The following is a 15753-nucleotide window of genomic DNA, read 5'->3' on the forward strand; positions in this document are numbered from 1 at the left end:
CTTCCGCTGACTGAGAGCTGTTACAACGGCGTTACATCACCCCACTTAAAGAGTAAACTGGCCCCATGCAAAAATTTGCTAAATTTTAAGTTTAATCGAGGGCCGGATCAGCCTAACGCGCTGACTGTTGTCGTCAAGATATCTCCCAAACATTGGCCTAGAAAGCGCTGATTAGATCAGCATGTGTGAATTTAAAATGACTAGCTACCGACTTACCACGGCGGCGGGTTTAGCGGTCTTCTTTTTGAAATCACCGCGCGAGAAGTGCTTCTCAATAAGGCAGTAGAGCAGAATGAAAAAATACCGGCTACCCATCTCCTTAATTTTCAATTTTGATTCGCCGTATTTGCGGTTGGTCCAGCTGTTAGGTACTACTTCGTAACTGTAACCGCGTACCATCGCCTTCAACGGTAGCTCAACGGTGAGGTTGAAATGCGGCGACAGGAAGGGCTTGATACCTTCCATCGTTTCGCGGCGGTAAAGTTTGAATGCGTTGGTCGTATCGTCGTAGCGGATACCCATCATGAGCCGGATAATCATGTTGGCTATGCGGTTAACCACTTTTTTCACTGCCGGGTAGTCTACTACACGCCCGCCTTTCTGCCAGCGGGAGCCAAAAACAGCATCAGCGCCTGTCTCCTGCATTTTATGGTAATACTTGACCAAATCCTCTGGGTCATCAGACATGTCGGCCATGAAAACGGCTACGCAGTCGCCCGAGAAGCGTTCGAGGCCATATCGCACAGCATAGCCGAACCCGTTAGGCCCCAGATTGGTGAAGACCACCAGCGAAGGGATCTCCTGTTGCAATTGCTGCAACACGGCCAGGGTATTGTCTTTCGAGTTGTCGTTGGTTACGCAGATCTCGTGGTCAATGCCATGCTTAGCCAGCGTCTGGTATAATGACCGTAGCGTCTGCGAAATAGATTCTTCCTCATTGTAGGCCGGAATGACGACACTGAGTTTCATAGGCTAGTGAATTAAAAAGCAGGTTTCCATTGAGCAGGCACGTCGGGAACGGCCTGCCGGATTTGGTTAATAATCTCGATGGGCAAAGGCCCTAATTTAGCTGCCAAAGCTTGTTTCTGCACCTGATCAACGTTGCGGGCGCCTGGAATAACTGCAGAAACTGCCGAATTAGACAAGCAAAAACGCAACGCTGATACCGACAGACCGCCATCCAGTTTATCTAAAAACTGTAGTTGACGTGAACTGTTTAACAACCAGTTACGGTCGCGGTCGGGCAGATAATGCCGATACTGATCGATGGGAAATACAGGTTCTTCATGCAGGTAACGGCTGCTCAAAAAACCAGACGCCAAGGGTACACGAGCAATGAACCGGTAGGCGTCGGCGCGGGGATCAGCCCAAAGTATATCTTCGGCACGGCGGTCAAGCGCATTGTAGATTACTTCCAGTACCGAGCCGAAGCCAGCCTCCATGACTCGTTTGGCTCCATATACCGACCGTGAACTAACCCCATATGCGCCAATTTTTCCGGCCTGCTTCAATGCCTCATAAGGTTGCGGGTCGTATGTAGCCCAGTCGAAGTTGTCGGGTGGACTATGGAGCAGGAGAACGTCGAGGGTATCTCGCTGAAGACGGCGAAGGCTGGCGTCAACAGCTTCGACCAGGTAAGCCGGGCTGTAATCCTGAACAGACAGCCCCGTGGCATCGCGGCGGTTACCAAACTTGGTACAAACGGTAATGCCCTGCGCCGTTGACTGACGCAGGGCATTACCAACCCAGGTTTCGGACTGACCAGCTCCGTATGAATCGGCGGTGTCGATAAATCGAACACCACCATCAATGGCCGTTATCAGGGTCCTGATGGCCGTACTTTCGTCTATTTCGCCCCAACCGGTGGGTTTGTCGCCCTGATAGTTGGGTCCACCAAACTGCCAGGTGCCAATGCCTAACTGGGCTACTGTTTTTGCGCCATCCGGCTTACTCATGCCGCAACAGAAGACGTAGCAGCCGGTTCGTTGGCCGATTCAAGAATGATTTTACCTTTAATAAGGCTGCGCTGTCCTGGATATTCGGCGAAGAACGCGTTGCGACCATGCATGACACGATCATCGTGGAAGAATACGCATTCACCTTCCTGAAGTTGAAGCGGCATAACAATACCAGCTTCCATAATGCGCGTTTCGAGAAATTTGTGCCAGCGTTCGCACAGATCGAGCACTTCAGCTGAGTTTTCGGTGCGGTCGATGCAGAAGTAGTTCCAGTTGGCCAGATAGCCCTCTGCGTCCTGATCGAGGCACTTACGCACCTTACGGCTCCCCCCTTTTGAGAACACCACATCGGTGCTCATTAACTCGTTGAGCAGGTCATTTTCGCCATCTAACTTCAGGCATTCAACCACCATCTGAAGGTCAATGTACGTAGTGGCACCACCGAGTTTAGCCCGTGAGGCACAGTAGAAGAAGTTGACGGCCACTTCGTCATATAGCTCCACATACGAGTCGTCGGTATGGAGGGGCTGACGAGTGTTACTTGACCGGTAACGATCAGGAATTTCAGGGTTGTATGTAATGTCAATCCACCGGTTTTCGGTCTGTTTTCCCGTTGACATATCTTCGCCGGCGGCGTGAATTTTGCCAATGGTCTCCGACAGTCGGCTGTAGAATTCGTGGACGGGCAGATCGGGCTTAAAGTTGGCCAGGTGCACTACCCGGTTCGACAACACAGCCTGCTTTACCTGCTGAATCGTGTCGTCCAGCGTGGTGTAATCAACTTTAGCGAAGAAATTCATAAGGTCAATGACGTTATTCCGTCAGTTAAAGTAGCGAATAATGTTGTTTTTGTCTGCTATGAAGCCTCACCATTTAGCACCCGGTGCGATTTGATGGCCACTTTACTGTAGCGGCCCACCCATTTGCGCGGCAGTACCTCATCGCGCAACAGGACTTTCAACTCTTCCATCGACGGCTTGGCCATCCGTACGTATTTAGCCAGAAAACGAAGCCGTCCACCAAATTTGTTTCTGTACTGTCGGCTCTTAATCATCAACCGAACAATGCTGGCCAGCTTTTTCCGGTACGATTTATCAAACGCGTAGTCCAGCTCACGATTGATGTTGCTGTACATGGCAAAGCGGTTTCGCAGGAAAACAATGTCGTCCCACTTGTCGGTGAAACTGGTACCGTTATTGTTTTTTCGGTACACCGACATTACCTCAGGCAGGTAGCCGATGTTGCCCTGTTTGGCGTATAGCAACAGCCGGGGAATGTCGCCGCTAACCGAGTCGCTGAACCAGGCAGGATACTCCTTGATCGTGTTCCGGTACATGGTGCTTGACGTAGCCATAAACCAGATGTCATGATCTTCCTCACCAATCAGATCGGCAGCGGTATAAACAGCCTTCATATCAGCACCGTTGAGCGTATGCGGTGGCGACCCGTCTTCGTAGGTGATCAGCGCATTGTGAAATACCATTGAGCACTCCGGGTGGGCATCCAGAAACTCTACCTGCCGCTGCAATTTCTGGTTATCGGTCCAGTAGTCGTCACCGTCCATAAGCGCATAATAGCGCCCTTTGGCATGTTTGAGGGTTTCGAGAAAGTTGATGCCTCCGTTTTTACCCATGTTACGCGGATGCAACACGCCAATAACCCGACCCGGATAGTCGCGCTCGTACTGTTGAATGATGGCGCGGGTACTATCCGTCGAAAAGTCATCGCCCACCAGAATTTCGACCGGGAACGTGGTTTCCTGCGCCAGTACCGAATCAATGGCCTGTCGGATAAACCGCTCCTGGTTATAGGTGATGATGAGAACGCTGATTAAATTCATCTGGTAGAGAGCCATTTTTTGCCATGCACAAATGGCTGATGACCTGATTTAGGCAACCACCTTGTCGGGGTTTGCCACTTTGATCTGTTCTTTCCAACCCTGCGGCTCTTTGTTGTCGGCAGGGGCGCCCCAGGGGTCATAGAAGGGCAGAATCGACACCCAGCGACCACGCGGGTCATCCCAGCTAAAGCGGTCGGCAAAGCTGGATGGACTTACCCAGTGCGGCAGGTCATAGCGAAACAAAATCATATCACCCTGATCCTGAAAGCCTTCGGTTTCAACAATATGGTCATTAATAACGTAACCTGTACCACCTGAGTGGTAGTCTTCGCCGTACTGATTCAGGGCAAGAATCGTACCTACTTTTTGGGGGTTCAGGGGGTGCCAGTGCCGCCCAAAAAAGCTGCCGCCCAGTGGGTAGTGCGTCACCTGGGGGTGAAAGTAAGGCTGCCCTTTTTTGATGCCGAATGATTCGTTGTTGCCCGTCAGGCTATTCCAAAACTGCCGTATAGGGTCGAAAACGGCCAATAGTGTCTGGCGGTGGGCCTCGTCGAGGTCCATGATGGCATCGAAAGTATGGTCATGGAAGAGCTGCGGTGCCTGCTGAATTTTGGCAATGTGCAACCGCTTTTTATGCTGGTTATTGTCGAATGTATCAGCCTCCTCGCTCACAGGCACGGTAGCAGCCCAGGCCCGCGTGGTATCAATTACATCACGCAACATCTGGCCGGGTATGCCCGTGCGGACAATAACGATGTTAGGTTCATTTACTAAACGCATCACTTCGCTGGGGGCTATTTCAGGCACAATTTGCCCGTCAACAAAGCTGGCATCGACGCGGATCAGGTATTTGGCAAGCTCTTTCATAGCAGTGCGTGGCTCTTTATCACAACGGGAGAACGGACAAAGTACCGCCCCACTCCCTGAAAAACCAAACCAAGTTCGTGAAGGGACTGTTCCCAAAATTCGCCAAACGGCTGTGACCACGGCTGTGGTCAGGTTGTTTTACAAACATCCGGCTCACGCTCCGTGCCAATTATGACACGAATCAGGTAGCGAGTTGATTTTTCGAGCTACTGGCCTTTTACCCCCGCATAAAGCGAATCAGAGCAATCTCAACCAACACAAAGCCCAAGGCAGCGATAAGAAAATAGGGCCAGAGGTTGGTGCCAAGATTATCCTTCTCTAGTTCACGCACGAAATCACCATCCTTTAAATCGTCGAAGACGGCTACGTTAGGCTGGTTGGCAAAGGCTTGACGGAGTTCGGCGGGGGTATAAAAAGCCATTTGTGATTCGGCGCGACCACTATTGATAGCCAACAGCCGTTCGGTTTGGGCGTTGCCGTTGGCCGTGGTCCGTTGCAATTCATAATAGCCAGCGTCGAGCGACTGACCGGCATTAAGTTGATTGTTTTTAGGCAACTCTAGAATAAGCTGGCTACCCACTACCCGTTGTACAGGTATAATCTCCAGCTTATTATGCTTCAGCCGATAAACCGCCTTATCCGACGCCTGCCCGGCATCGATCCGGATTGGAAACGTCAACACGCTTTCGTCAAACGTGTAGGCTGTACGTTGGGGGCGCACACTGAGGGCCGCCATTTTGTACATCACCGGCACAAAGAGGGCATGCTGCGCCAGATTGCCGTAGCTCTCCAGCAACGGGCTGCCCAGTATGTACAGTTGTCCGGTACCAGTACCAACCCTGGCTCCACCCCGCACCGGCAACTGGGTTAAAAAGGGCTGACCACTACGCAGGCTCAACAGCCGTTCGCCGCCAGTCCACTGCCAAACGGGGGCTGCAGAGGGCATATTGAGTGCCTCCTGCTGGAAATTTTGCTGGAACACATCGACAAAAAACGGGTTGCGACGGTCAGGGTCAGCTACGGGTAAGGGCGTAGCATTGGACTGCACCTGCACCGACCCGGTACCCAGGCTACTGAGAAACGGACTATAACTGGCAGCGTCGGGTTGCGATGGAGGAATCACAAGCAAACTTCCCCCCTGCCGGGTGTATTGTTCCAGTTCAGTGCGGAGTGTACCGCCTACAACACTCACCCCTTCCAGCACTACCAGATCAATGCCTTTCAGCTGACCCACGTCGAAATTCTGAGCCGAAAATTGGCGAAAATTGAACAGGCTGTCATTGTCGAAAACGGCCTTTACGTAATCGGTGGGGCTTTTCTGACCGAATAGATGTACGATTCGAATGGGTGGCGAAGCCTCGATGACAAAGTAATATTCATTGTCGAAGGTGATCGGGAAATCGTCAAATACCACCCTTCCCCGATGGAAACCGCTCTTAGTCACGTTGATCGTCATCAGCACATCGCCGGTACCATTTGCCGGAATGCTCACCGAGGCCGTAGAGGCCTGAATATCATCAAGGTAAAGTTTGACGGGCAGGTTGCGGACGCCTTCGCGGCCACTGTTGCGCAGCCGAACATGCAGGCTGTTGTTCTGCATTTCGCGCACAAACGGTGTGCTAAGCCAAACTGAATCGACGGCCACATTACGCAACGCCGAGGCATTGAGCGGAGCCAGAAAAAGTTGATCCGTAGTATCGATTTTTAAACGAGACAAATCGCCGACGGTACTTTTCTGAAAATCGGAAAACCAGAATAGCTGGTGTTTACCCGCACGTCCGTCGCCGGCCAGCAGGTTGCGTTGCCGCCGGTATACGCTCTCCAACGACCGGGGCGTTTGGGCAAGCCGGATAGACCGAACCCGGTCGCGAATAGCCTCGGCAGTACCGGATTGCTGTTCGTCGGCCGAAAAATCGTTGGTCAGCAGGTGCAGATCAGTGGCGTTGCGAAAGAGTGTAAGCAGTTCATCGAGCTTACCTGTGGCCATGTCGATGTAGCGCCGGTTGGCCGCCGACTCATTCTGCATGCTATACGAATTGTCGACGTAGAAACTAACTATTCCCTGCGGCGACAGGCCCAGGCGACTTTTGGAAGGCAAAAACGGTTGCGCAAAGGCCAATACCAGACACGCCAGAAACAGGCACCGCGCTGCCAGAATAAGCCAATGCCGCAGCCGCCGAAACGACCGGGTGGTGGTTTGTACCGTCTGCAACAGGGCAACGTTGGTGAAGAAGACCCGACGCGTGCGCCGAAAGTTGAATAAGTGAATGGCTACCGGCACCGAGAGGGCGAGCAATCCCCACAAAAAAGACGGATACAGAAAACTCATGAACGAGTAACGCTTGGTAGCCCGAATTTAGGCGAATTACGACGAATGGTCACTGATGATAACCCAGCGGCCCGCCATTTTGCGCCATAGCAAGGTAAAATGCCCTCCCACATCGCCAATCTGCGGACGGGTGAGGTGCCACTTACCAATTACGTATGCCACATTAGGCCCCGGGAATTCTGTTTTCAGGATTGTGAATGCCAACGTACCCATCGACGCCCGGTCGGGGTACCGTTTTCTGTAATTAGCCAGGGTGGGCTGGTAACCATACGTGATGCCGCCTTTACCTACAAACGTGAGTGAATCGGAAGGCCAGTAGCCAACCATAAACTGCTCCACACGCCCGGCGTTCCAGTCGGCGTTCTGGCGTTTCAGAATGCCCAGAATAGCTTTACGATCAGCGGCGGTTTGTGCGTTGGCTGTGCCAGCCAGCGTGAGGAAGGTGAGTAGCAACAGGATATGTCTCATTTTTGGGCGAACTTCGTGTTATGAAACGGTTACGTGATTTTTACCGGGAATATAAGCCTTACGTCTTCTCTGACGGCTGGTATTATGTTTTCATTGTCGTGTTCATTGCCCTTCTGTTCCTCTTTTTCGCCTAAGTTGATGCCCAAAACCGACCTTCTGGTAATCATCAATCCGCTGTCGGGGACGATGCCGCTAGCGCAAAAAGAGAGCCTCCGCCTGTTTATCGCTACTGAAGCCCAGCGGCAGGGATTCCAGCCCGAACTTATCATGACCACCCATGCGGGCCATGCTACCGAATTGGCCGCGCAAGCTGCCCAAACGGGTATTCGGCGGGTGCTGGTTGTAGGCGGCGACGGCACAATCAACGAAGCGGCGCGGGCGTTGCGCAAAACAGCAACGGCGCTGGGCATTATACCGATGGGGTCGGGCAATGGGCTGGCGCGGCACATGGGGTTGCCCATGAACCCGCAAAAAGCTACCCAACGCGCACTTTCGGGCAAACCTGTACTCATTGATAGCGGCGAGATCAACGACCTACCTTTCTTTTGCACGGCTGGCCTAGGGTTCGAAGCCTACGTGGCTCACGAATTTGCCAACCAACCTACCCGGGGTTTGCAGACCTACGTGAAAACGGCTTACCGGGCCTTCTGGAGCTACAAACCGGCCAGTTATCTAGTTGATGGACAAGAGACCGGGCCGCTGTTTTCACTAACGATTGCCAATGCAGCACAGTTTGGTAACAACGCCTGGATTGCTCCACTCGCCAACATCGCCGATGGACAGCTGGACCTCTGCCAGATCAGGCCTTTCCCGGCCCGGATGGCGGGATTAATTGGCTGGCGACTTTTCAACAAATCATTAAACACGTCGGCCTATTGGCAAAGTCAGCGGTTGCAGCAGACCACCATCGAAAGCGATGCCCCTCTCCTGGCCCACGCCGACGGTGAACCTATACTATTAGCCGGCAACACCTGCACGGTGCGGGTGCTGCCGGGGAGTTTATCGGTGTTACTCTAAGCCTCCTTCATTCAATGAGCAAGAAAAACTACACGGGGATTGTTTACTCAACGAATCCCGATCACGAATACCAAAGCAACAACGAACCGGAAGCCCACACGCTACCCCCTCAGCAGCAGCAACTTAAAGTATGGTTAGAGCGGCGGAGCGGCGGCAAAGTTGTGACTGCCATACGGGGGTTTGTAGGTACTGAAGCTGATTTAGCGGAGCTGGGTAAAGCCCTCAAGAATGCCTGCGGCACGGGTGGCACCGTTAAAGACGGCGAGGTACAAATTCAGGGAGATCACCGCGATAAAGTTCTGACGTTTCTGACCGGCAAGAAGTACGGAGCCAAAAAAGCGGGGGGATAAAAGGGGGTGAGGAGCGCTGGGTGATAAATGGTAAGTGATGAGTTTGGTTACGTCAGCCAATTACTTTAGCGTAAGCAAACTCATCACTTACCATTTATCACTCAGCACTCCTCATTCCCTTTTATCCTCACGTCTGCTTCGAGCATTGAGTTGGCCTGACCGGTGAAGGTACCGCTGACAGGGGCGGTGAGTTCGGCGCGGGCTGAAGAAGCTAAGAAAACATGCTTATTGACCACAACCGTGTTTTCGGTGGGGTCGAAGCCACGCCAACCCGCACCAGGGAGGTAGACCTCAGCCCAGGCGTGGAGTTGATGCTCCTGCTGGGCGGAGCCAAAGAGGTAGCCACTCACAAAGCGAGCAGCAAGGCCCAGGCTCCGGCAGGCGGCCATGTAGAGCGTAGTGTAGTCGCGGCACGAACCACAACGGTCAAGCAGGGTTTGTTCGGGTAAGAGCGGAGCACCCTCTTCGCGGACCACATAGACAAACTGCCGGATGGTGTCGCTCAGGGCCAGCAGGAACGGTACCGTTTGCCACGACACGTCCGTGGCGATCTGCCGCGCCCAGGCTTCTACGGCATTTGTTACGCCGTCGCGCACCAGATAGGGCGTGAGCAATGGACGCAGATCAGCCGCATAATTAAACGGAACGCGCTGTGTGTCAAACGGAAACAAGACAAAATCCAGCGAGTTAAATGGGTCCGAATCGACAGTTAGTTCGGCTGTAATGGTCAGGTGGTCAGTTGGCCCGGCGAAGTAGATGATCTGCTGCACATTACCTTCCACGTCCACATTCCGCACCACCTTAGAGGGCATCGGGTCAATCTGCAAATCGTACTGTTGCAAGCGCTGATAGGGGTATGTACGTGGGTACAGGTACACCATGTGCGGATTAAGCACAACGGGCTGGTCGTACCGGTACCGCAACTGATGCCAAACGGAGAGGTGCATGAGGGTATGTTTAACGTCTAAAATTTAATGTTATGCTGCCTGCGGAATAGCCATTTTACGACTTAGGTTGAGCATTTTAACGTTAGACTTTAAACGTTGGACTTTAAACTCATTTTATCAAAAATGGGATCCATCCAATAGGTGGGCAGGCGGCGAACGGAATTGTTGAGCAGGGCACTCCACTGATGCGATATTTCATCCATGTCCTCTTTCTCCAACCGGTGTTCGGTCATGTGAAACGAGTCTTTGTTATAGATCACCACGTCGAGAGGGTAGTCTACGTCATTGGCACTGACGCGGGTAGCATCGAAAGCCAGGAAACCAATTTTCAGGGCTTCCTGCAAAGTGGATTCATACGTTAGGTTTCTGAATAACAACGGTTTACCATAATTCGCATTACCGATTATTTTAAACAACGATCCTGAATCGACTTCTACCCAGTTGCCTTCCGGATAGAGCAGAAAGAGCTTATGTTCGTCGTCGTCCTGTAATTGCCCACCCACAATAGCGTGCAGATTGAAACTCATCCCTGCCGCCAGAATAGACGCTTTATCTTCAGCAGCCACGCGCTTCACCTGCTCGCCAAACGCATTTACGGCTTTGTACAGCTTGTTGAAACTCTGGTCCTGTTCGGCCAGCACTTCGCGGAAATACGTGATGGCTTTATCCCGGACCGAGCGAAGGCCCGACGTCATAATGAACAGCGAATGGTTCTTGACTTCATGGACGGTGATTTTCCGGTTTGTTGATACTTCAGTGCCTGAGGTCAGGCGGGTATCGGCAATGGCAACTAGTCCGGACTTCACTTTGATACCTAAGCAATAGGTCATTGGCAGCGGAAATTAGTAAAACGTACAGTGGACAAAGATAGGCAGCAGGGCGGGGTTAATCTTGTTCTGCCTCCGGCCCTCCCAGGCGAGAACGCAGGGCGAAGAGATCGAACCGACGGTGGCCCAATTCCTTTTCCATATCGCTCAGTTCAATGCGCAACGCGTTGATAGAAATGGATATTTCCCAGACGGAAATCAGCAGTGCAGCGATTTGCAGCAACAGCGCAAAGCCAAACAAATACCTGGCAATGAGCTGGTTATTCTGGAAGATAGCAAACATGCAGATTGCACTAAGCAACAGGCTAAGCACGGCCAGCACCTGGATATTGCGAATAAGCCGGAGCCGCTGGTGCAGGTTCTTGATCTGATTTACGTACACATCTTCGGGGTTGGTTCTAAACTTGTCGTGCAGGTCACGAATGAGACTGGAAATAGCCAAAAACCGGTTGGTGAAGGCAATCATCAACAGCGAAACCGTTGAGAACAGTAAGGCCGGCGTACTGATGGTGAGTTCCATATTGCTTCAGTTTAGTGTGTTCGTGAAGGGGTTTTCTGTCTTCAGTTACTTCGCGCTGTAGATGGCAAACGCCCTCATGAACAGACTACACCATAAACCCCCTGCCCTGTTGCGTAGTTCGGAAAGGGTATCGGTTGGGAAGGTCGTAACTTGCAACAAAATAGAACCTGCCTCCGCAACTTGCTTCCTCATGGCCGAGAAACGTAACCCCGCACTCATTTTCATTTTCATCACCATCCTTGTCGATTGTATCGGCATTGGCCTGATTGTGCCGGTGGTGCCCAAACTTATTGAAGAACTCACGGGCGAAGGCCTCAGCGCGGCAGCACAATATGGCGGCTGGCTCACATTTGCCTATGCCGCCATGCAGTTTTTGTTTGCCCCTGTCATGGGTGGCCTCAGTGACCAATATGGCCGCCGCCCGGTGTTGCTGCTGTCTTTATTCGGTCTGGGTGTCGACTTCTTTGTCTCTGCCTTTACTCCCACCATCACCTGGTTGTTTGTGGTCCGGGTGTTTGCGGGTATGTGTGGGGCCAGTTTCACCACCGCCAGTGCCTATATCGCCGATATCAGTACTCCCGAAAAACGGGCACAGAATTTCGGGCTGGTTGGCGCGGCCTTCGGACTAGGGTTTATCATTGGTCCCAGCATGGGTGGCCTGCTGAGCAGCTACGGCACGCGGGCACCGTTTCTGGCGGCGGCAGCCTTATCACTCTGCAATTGCCTCTACGGCTACTTCGTCCTGCCCGAATCCCTGTCTCTCGACAATCGCCGCCCCTTCGACTGGCGGCGGGCCAATGCCATTGGTTCGTTTAAAGCGCTCCAGCGCTATAAATCGCTGGTTGGGTTGATTGCTGCGCTGGCATTTCTATACATCGCCGGACAGGTTATGCAGTCCGTTTGGGGGTATTTTACCATGCTCCGCTACGGATGGGATACAAAGCTGGTAGGCATTTCGCTGGCCCTAGTAGGACTAGCCGTGGCCATTGTGCAGGGCGGACTTATCCGAATCATTATTCCAAAGATTGGACAGAAGCGAGCTGTATTTCTGGGCATGATCGTATATGTGTTTGCCTTTATTGGCTTCACTTTCGCCAGCAAAGGCTGGATGGCACTGGCTTTGATTGCGCCCTACGCTTTTGCGGGCATCACGGGTCCGGCTATTCAGGGCATTATTTCGGGGCAGGTGCCTCCTAACGAGCAGGGCGAGTTACAGGGGGCACTAACCAGCCTGATGAGCCTGACCGCCATTTTCAGCCCAGTGCTGATGACCAATCTGTTTGCCTATTTTACCAGGCCCGGCGCACCCATCTATTTTCCCGGTGCGCCCTACCTGGCAGGCGGCGTATTCACCATCATCGCCATTATCATCACCGCGTCGGCCCTGAAAACCTACGTGCAGCCGGCAGTAGTGCCCGTGGTGAAGGAGGAAGCGTAGGGATTTGGGATTGTGGATTTGGGATTTCGGATCGGGCTAACGCAAGCGTACTCATGCGTTAGCCCGATCCGAAATCCCAAATCCACAATCCCAAATCCCTTTCACTCATACATTCTTGGCCAGCGGCGCATGCTCCAGAGCAGAATGCGGTCAGCGAGGTGGGGGAAGTAGCGGCTCATGAACGCATTGAGGCGGCCCGTGCCGGTGAGTACCGTGATCTGGCGGCGTTGACGAATGTGACGGGCAATGCGTTGCGCTACCTGGGGCTGGGTCATCTGCAGATTAGGTGGCCGGTGAGCAATGGGTACGGGCTGACCGCCCGCATCAAAAACACGTTTATCAGGGTCGTTTCGGGTAAAACCAATGTGCACCACGCCAATGTGCATGCCGGTGTCGTGCCACTCCAGCCGCAGGGTGTGGGCCAGGTTGCTCACGGCGGCTTTTCCGGCGCAATAGGCTGATCCACTGGGTAATCCATTCAGTGCCGACACCGATGAGATAAACGTAACTGACCCCCGCGAGGCCTTCAGATAGGGCAACGCAGCCTTAAGCGGATACACCGTACCGTAGATATTACTGTCGCAAACAGTGCGAAACACGTCGATGTCAAGGTCGTTGAAATAGGCCCGCATGGATACGCTGGCGTTGGTAATTAGCCCGTCGAGTCGCCCGAAGGCCAGCATTGTAGTGTCGACCAGTCGCTGGCAATCGTCCCAGTTAGTAACGTCAGCAACGCAGGTATCGACCAGCAACCCCTCTTCAGCAAACAGCCGATGAGTTTCCAGAAGCCGGTCGGGGCGCAGACCATTGAGCATCACTGCCGCCCCCTGTCGGGCTAACTCACGAGCTGTTTCACGACCAATGCCTGATTCTGAACCAGTTACCAGAAAAACTTTTCCGGTGAATGGTTGTGTCGATGTTGATTCGGAAATCTGAGTCGGCTGGTGGGTAGATGGGGTATTTATCTTGTTAACGTAAGTATCCATTCGCTAAAAACCAGTCGTAGGCATCCTGAATAGCCTCCCGAATGGGTGTTTGGGGTAAGTTAAGTTCGCGCACCGCCTTTTCCGATGAAAAATAATGACCGTCGTTGGCAATCATTGCCATAGGCACATTTACGGTGGGAACGCGACCACGGATGTTAGCCAGCCAGTCACTAAACTGGGCATAGAGCCGGGCTGCCGCTGGTGGTAGCAGAAAGCGAGGTGGTGATACTCCAGCTACATTCGCCATGAGTGTAAAGGCTTCCTGATACGTTAAGTTCTCATTGCCCAAAATATAGGATTCGCCTAACCGGCCCATAGTAAGGGCATTGACGGTAGCAATGGCCGCGTCGCGCACGTGGACGTAGTTTTTACCACCCGCCGGGTAACCGGGCAATTGCTTTTTAGCCACCGCCAGCAGCATCGCTCCCGACGTAGGTTTGCTATCCAGCGGGCCGAGCAAAAACGTGGGATGAACCATAATAGCAGCCACTTCATCGCGGTAAGCAGCCTGGCGAACCAGGTCGGTAGCGGCCACTTTGCTGTCCATATAGTCAACTCCGTAAACTGCCCCTGAATAGGGCGTCAATTCGTTACCGGGCTGCTCTTTCGTGCCAAAACCAAACACGTTGGCCGTTCCAACGTAAACCAACCGTTTAAGATCAGCCTGTTTTATAGCTGCCAGCACATTCTCAGTACCGGTCTTGTTTACCGCCCATACCTGTGGGTTTCGGGCTGGATTCACCTGGGCCAGCGCTGCCGCATGAATTACTGCTTTGCAGCCGATTGACGCCCGCAATACGTCAGCAGGGTGTAGTAAATCACCTTCCACGATCTCGATGGGCAAGTCGGGCAGGGTTTTTCGGTTGCTGCCGGGCCGCACCAACGCCCGCACAACATACCGCCGGTTGAGCAGCTCGCGGGCAATGTGGCTACCCAAAAACCCGTTAGCGCCGGTTAGGAGTATCGTTGTTGGCATCTGAAGGTAGTTTAGAGTTTTCCGTTTGCTGTTGCTACGCGCGGTAGGTTGCTGACGCATGGCCCTTCGACAAGCTCAGGGTGACAGGCAACTAGAATCAAGTACCTGAACTGCATTAGATGGCCTGTCACCCTGAGCTTGTCGAAGGGCCTAGAGCGCGTAGCTCACCACAGCGCGTAGCAACAGAAGACAGCAAACGGAAAACTAAATCGTGTTTCCCCGCAGAAAATCGCCGATGGCCATACGGCGTTTACCTTCAGCTTGTAATTCAGTAATAGACAGCCAGCCATCTTCGGCGCGGACCAGGAGCTTGGTTTTGTGATCGGTGAAGGCTTGTCCCGGCTCGGCGGGCATGGGACTTTCGTTAGCAATAGCGGCAGCGTAGATTTTGTATGTTTTGCCGTTGATCACCGTCCACGCGGTTGGGTAGGGTGATAGTCCACGCACAAAATTGCGGATGTTGTGGGCGGGCTGGTTCCAGTTGATTTCGGTGGTGTCCCGGTGGAGTTTAGGGGCTGGTTTTAGCTCGGCACTTTCAGGCTGTGGAGTGCGTGGATACTGTCCCGCTTCGATGGCCTCAACCGTTTTCAGCACCAGCCCCGCACCCAACTCCATCAACCGGTCGTGCAACGTCCCGGCGGTATCGTCGGGGTGGATGGGCTCGGTTTCCTGGAAAATCATCTGCCCGGTATCGATCTCTTTTTCGATGAAAAAAGTGGTCACACCCGTCTCGATTTCGCCGTTGATGATCGCCCAGTTGATCGGTGCGGCCCCCCGGTATTGCGGCAGCTTAGACCCATGCAGATTAAAGGTCCCCACACGCGGCATGGCCCAGACCACTTCGGGCAACATCCGAAAAGCCACCACTACCTGCAAATCAGCTTCAAAACTGGCTAATTCGGTTAAAAAAGCCGGATCGCGCAGCTTTTCGGGTTGCAACACGGGGATGCCTGCGGCCACGGCGGCCTGTTTCACCGGCGAGGCCGTCAGTGTGAGGCCCCGACCCGAAGGCCGGTTAGGAGCGGTTACTACAGCTACTACATGGCAGCCACCCTGAAGCAGTTTCCGGAGCGATGCCACTGCAAAATCGGGGGTGCCCATAAAGATGATACGTAGCTGACTGTTCATGCGTATGGTAGTTGTTTTAAGGTAACTGGTTTAGGTTGGCCATTCGCTCAGAGGGCTGCGCGGGCATTGACAAAAGCTCATCGAAAGTTGTACATTTGTCTA

The 15753-nt window shown here is 53.0% G+C and carries 16 protein-coding genes; 3 read left to right on the forward strand and 13 right to left on the reverse strand.

Annotated elements, in window-relative coordinates; genetic code table 11:
* Positions 1-204: 204 nt before the first annotated feature.
* The 7 genes from J2I47_RS13565 to J2I47_RS13595 all read right to left on the reverse strand — a co-directional run bounded on the left by J2I47_RS13565 (position 205) and on the right by J2I47_RS13595 (position 7462).
* A complete protein-coding gene (locus tag J2I47_RS13565; protein WP_207365125.1) occupies positions 205-969 on the reverse strand; it encodes a glycosyltransferase family 2 protein in 765 nt (254 codons plus the stop codon).
* 11 nt (positions 970-980) lie between these two features.
* The gene (locus J2I47_RS13570) at positions 981-1955 is read right to left on the reverse strand and encodes an aldo/keto reductase (protein ID WP_207365126.1); all 975 of its coding nucleotides are present in this window, start codon (positions 1953-1955) and stop codon (positions 981-983) included.
* Positions 1952-2758 (reverse strand): TauD/TfdA family dioxygenase, encoded by an 807-nt coding sequence (locus J2I47_RS13575; protein ID WP_207365127.1) that lies wholly within the window; start codon positions 2756-2758, stop codon positions 1952-1954. Before J2I47_RS13575 ends, J2I47_RS13570 begins: the two co-directional genes overlap by 4 nt.
* A gap of 56 nt (positions 2759-2814) precedes the next feature.
* Positions 2815-3798, reverse strand: a complete 984-nt coding sequence (locus J2I47_RS13580; RefSeq protein ID WP_207365252.1) for a glycosyltransferase family 2 protein — start codon at positions 3796-3798, stop codon at positions 2815-2817.
* A 48-nt stretch (positions 3799-3846) separates the two neighbouring features.
* Entirely contained in the window at positions 3847-4665 is an 819-nt protein-coding gene (locus tag J2I47_RS13585; protein ID WP_207365128.1) for a hypothetical protein, read from the reverse strand.
* Between the two features lie 217 nt (positions 4666-4882).
* Complete coding sequence (locus J2I47_RS13590) at positions 4883-6994, reverse strand: BatA domain-containing protein (protein ID WP_207365129.1); 2112 nt, start codon at positions 6992-6994, stop codon at positions 4883-4885.
* 36 nt (positions 6995-7030) lie between these two features.
* On the reverse strand, positions 7031-7462 hold the full coding sequence (locus tag J2I47_RS13595) for a YybH family protein (RefSeq protein ID WP_207365130.1): 432 nt from the start codon (positions 7460-7462) through the stop codon (positions 7031-7033).
* Between the two features lie 138 nt (positions 7463-7600).
* On the opposite strand from J2I47_RS13595, the gene J2I47_RS13600 reads away from it, so the two are divergent.
* The gene (locus J2I47_RS13600; protein WP_310587668.1) at positions 7601-8479 is read left to right on the forward strand and encodes a diacylglycerol/lipid kinase family protein; all 879 of its coding nucleotides are present in this window, start codon (positions 7601-7603) and stop codon (positions 8477-8479) included.
* Between the two features lie 14 nt (positions 8480-8493).
* Complete coding sequence (locus tag J2I47_RS13605) at positions 8494-8829, forward strand: translation initiation factor (protein WP_207365131.1); 336 nt, start codon at positions 8494-8496, stop codon at positions 8827-8829.
* 101 nt (positions 8830-8930) lie between these two features.
* On the opposite strand, the gene J2I47_RS13610 is transcribed toward J2I47_RS13605, so the two are convergent.
* The 3 genes from J2I47_RS13610 to J2I47_RS13620 form a co-directional block, all read right to left on the reverse strand.
* Positions 8931-9776, reverse strand: a complete 846-nt coding sequence (locus J2I47_RS13610) for a transglutaminase family protein (RefSeq protein WP_207365132.1) — start codon at positions 9774-9776, stop codon at positions 8931-8933.
* Between the two features lie 89 nt (positions 9777-9865).
* Complete coding sequence (locus J2I47_RS13615; protein WP_207365133.1) at positions 9866-10606, reverse strand: proteasome-type protease; 741 nt, start codon at positions 10604-10606, stop codon at positions 9866-9868.
* 55 nt (positions 10607-10661) lie between these two features.
* On the reverse strand, positions 10662-11123 hold the full coding sequence (locus J2I47_RS13620) for a DUF2721 domain-containing protein (RefSeq protein WP_207365134.1): 462 nt from the start codon (positions 11121-11123) through the stop codon (positions 10662-10664).
* A gap of 190 nt (positions 11124-11313) precedes the next feature.
* Between J2I47_RS13620 and J2I47_RS13625 the strand changes: the two genes are divergently transcribed.
* On the forward strand, positions 11314-12561 hold the full coding sequence (locus J2I47_RS13625) for a TCR/Tet family MFS transporter (protein ID WP_207365135.1): 1248 nt from the start codon (positions 11314-11316) through the stop codon (positions 12559-12561).
* A 101-nt stretch (positions 12562-12662) separates the two neighbouring features.
* On the opposite strand, the gene J2I47_RS13630 is transcribed toward J2I47_RS13625, so the two are convergent.
* From J2I47_RS13630 to fmt, 3 genes are all read right to left on the reverse strand, one after another.
* Entirely contained in the window at positions 12663-13547 is an 885-nt protein-coding gene (locus J2I47_RS13630) for an SDR family NAD(P)-dependent oxidoreductase (protein WP_207365136.1), read from the reverse strand.
* Complete coding sequence (locus J2I47_RS13635; protein ID WP_207365137.1) at positions 13531-14523, reverse strand: NAD-dependent epimerase/dehydratase family protein; 993 nt, start codon at positions 14521-14523, stop codon at positions 13531-13533. Before J2I47_RS13635 ends, J2I47_RS13630 begins: the two co-directional genes overlap by 17 nt.
* A 204-nt stretch (positions 14524-14727) precedes the next feature.
* Complete coding sequence (gene fmt, locus J2I47_RS13640; RefSeq protein WP_229374595.1) at positions 14728-15651, reverse strand: methionyl-tRNA formyltransferase; 924 nt, start codon at positions 15649-15651, stop codon at positions 14728-14730.
* Between the last annotated feature and the right edge of the window lie 102 nt (positions 15652-15753).

It is taken from the genome of Fibrella rubiginis (genome assembly GCF_017353185.1).
GTDB classification, from domain to species: Bacteria; Bacteroidota; Bacteroidia; order Cytophagales; family Spirosomataceae; genus Fibrella; species Fibrella rubiginis.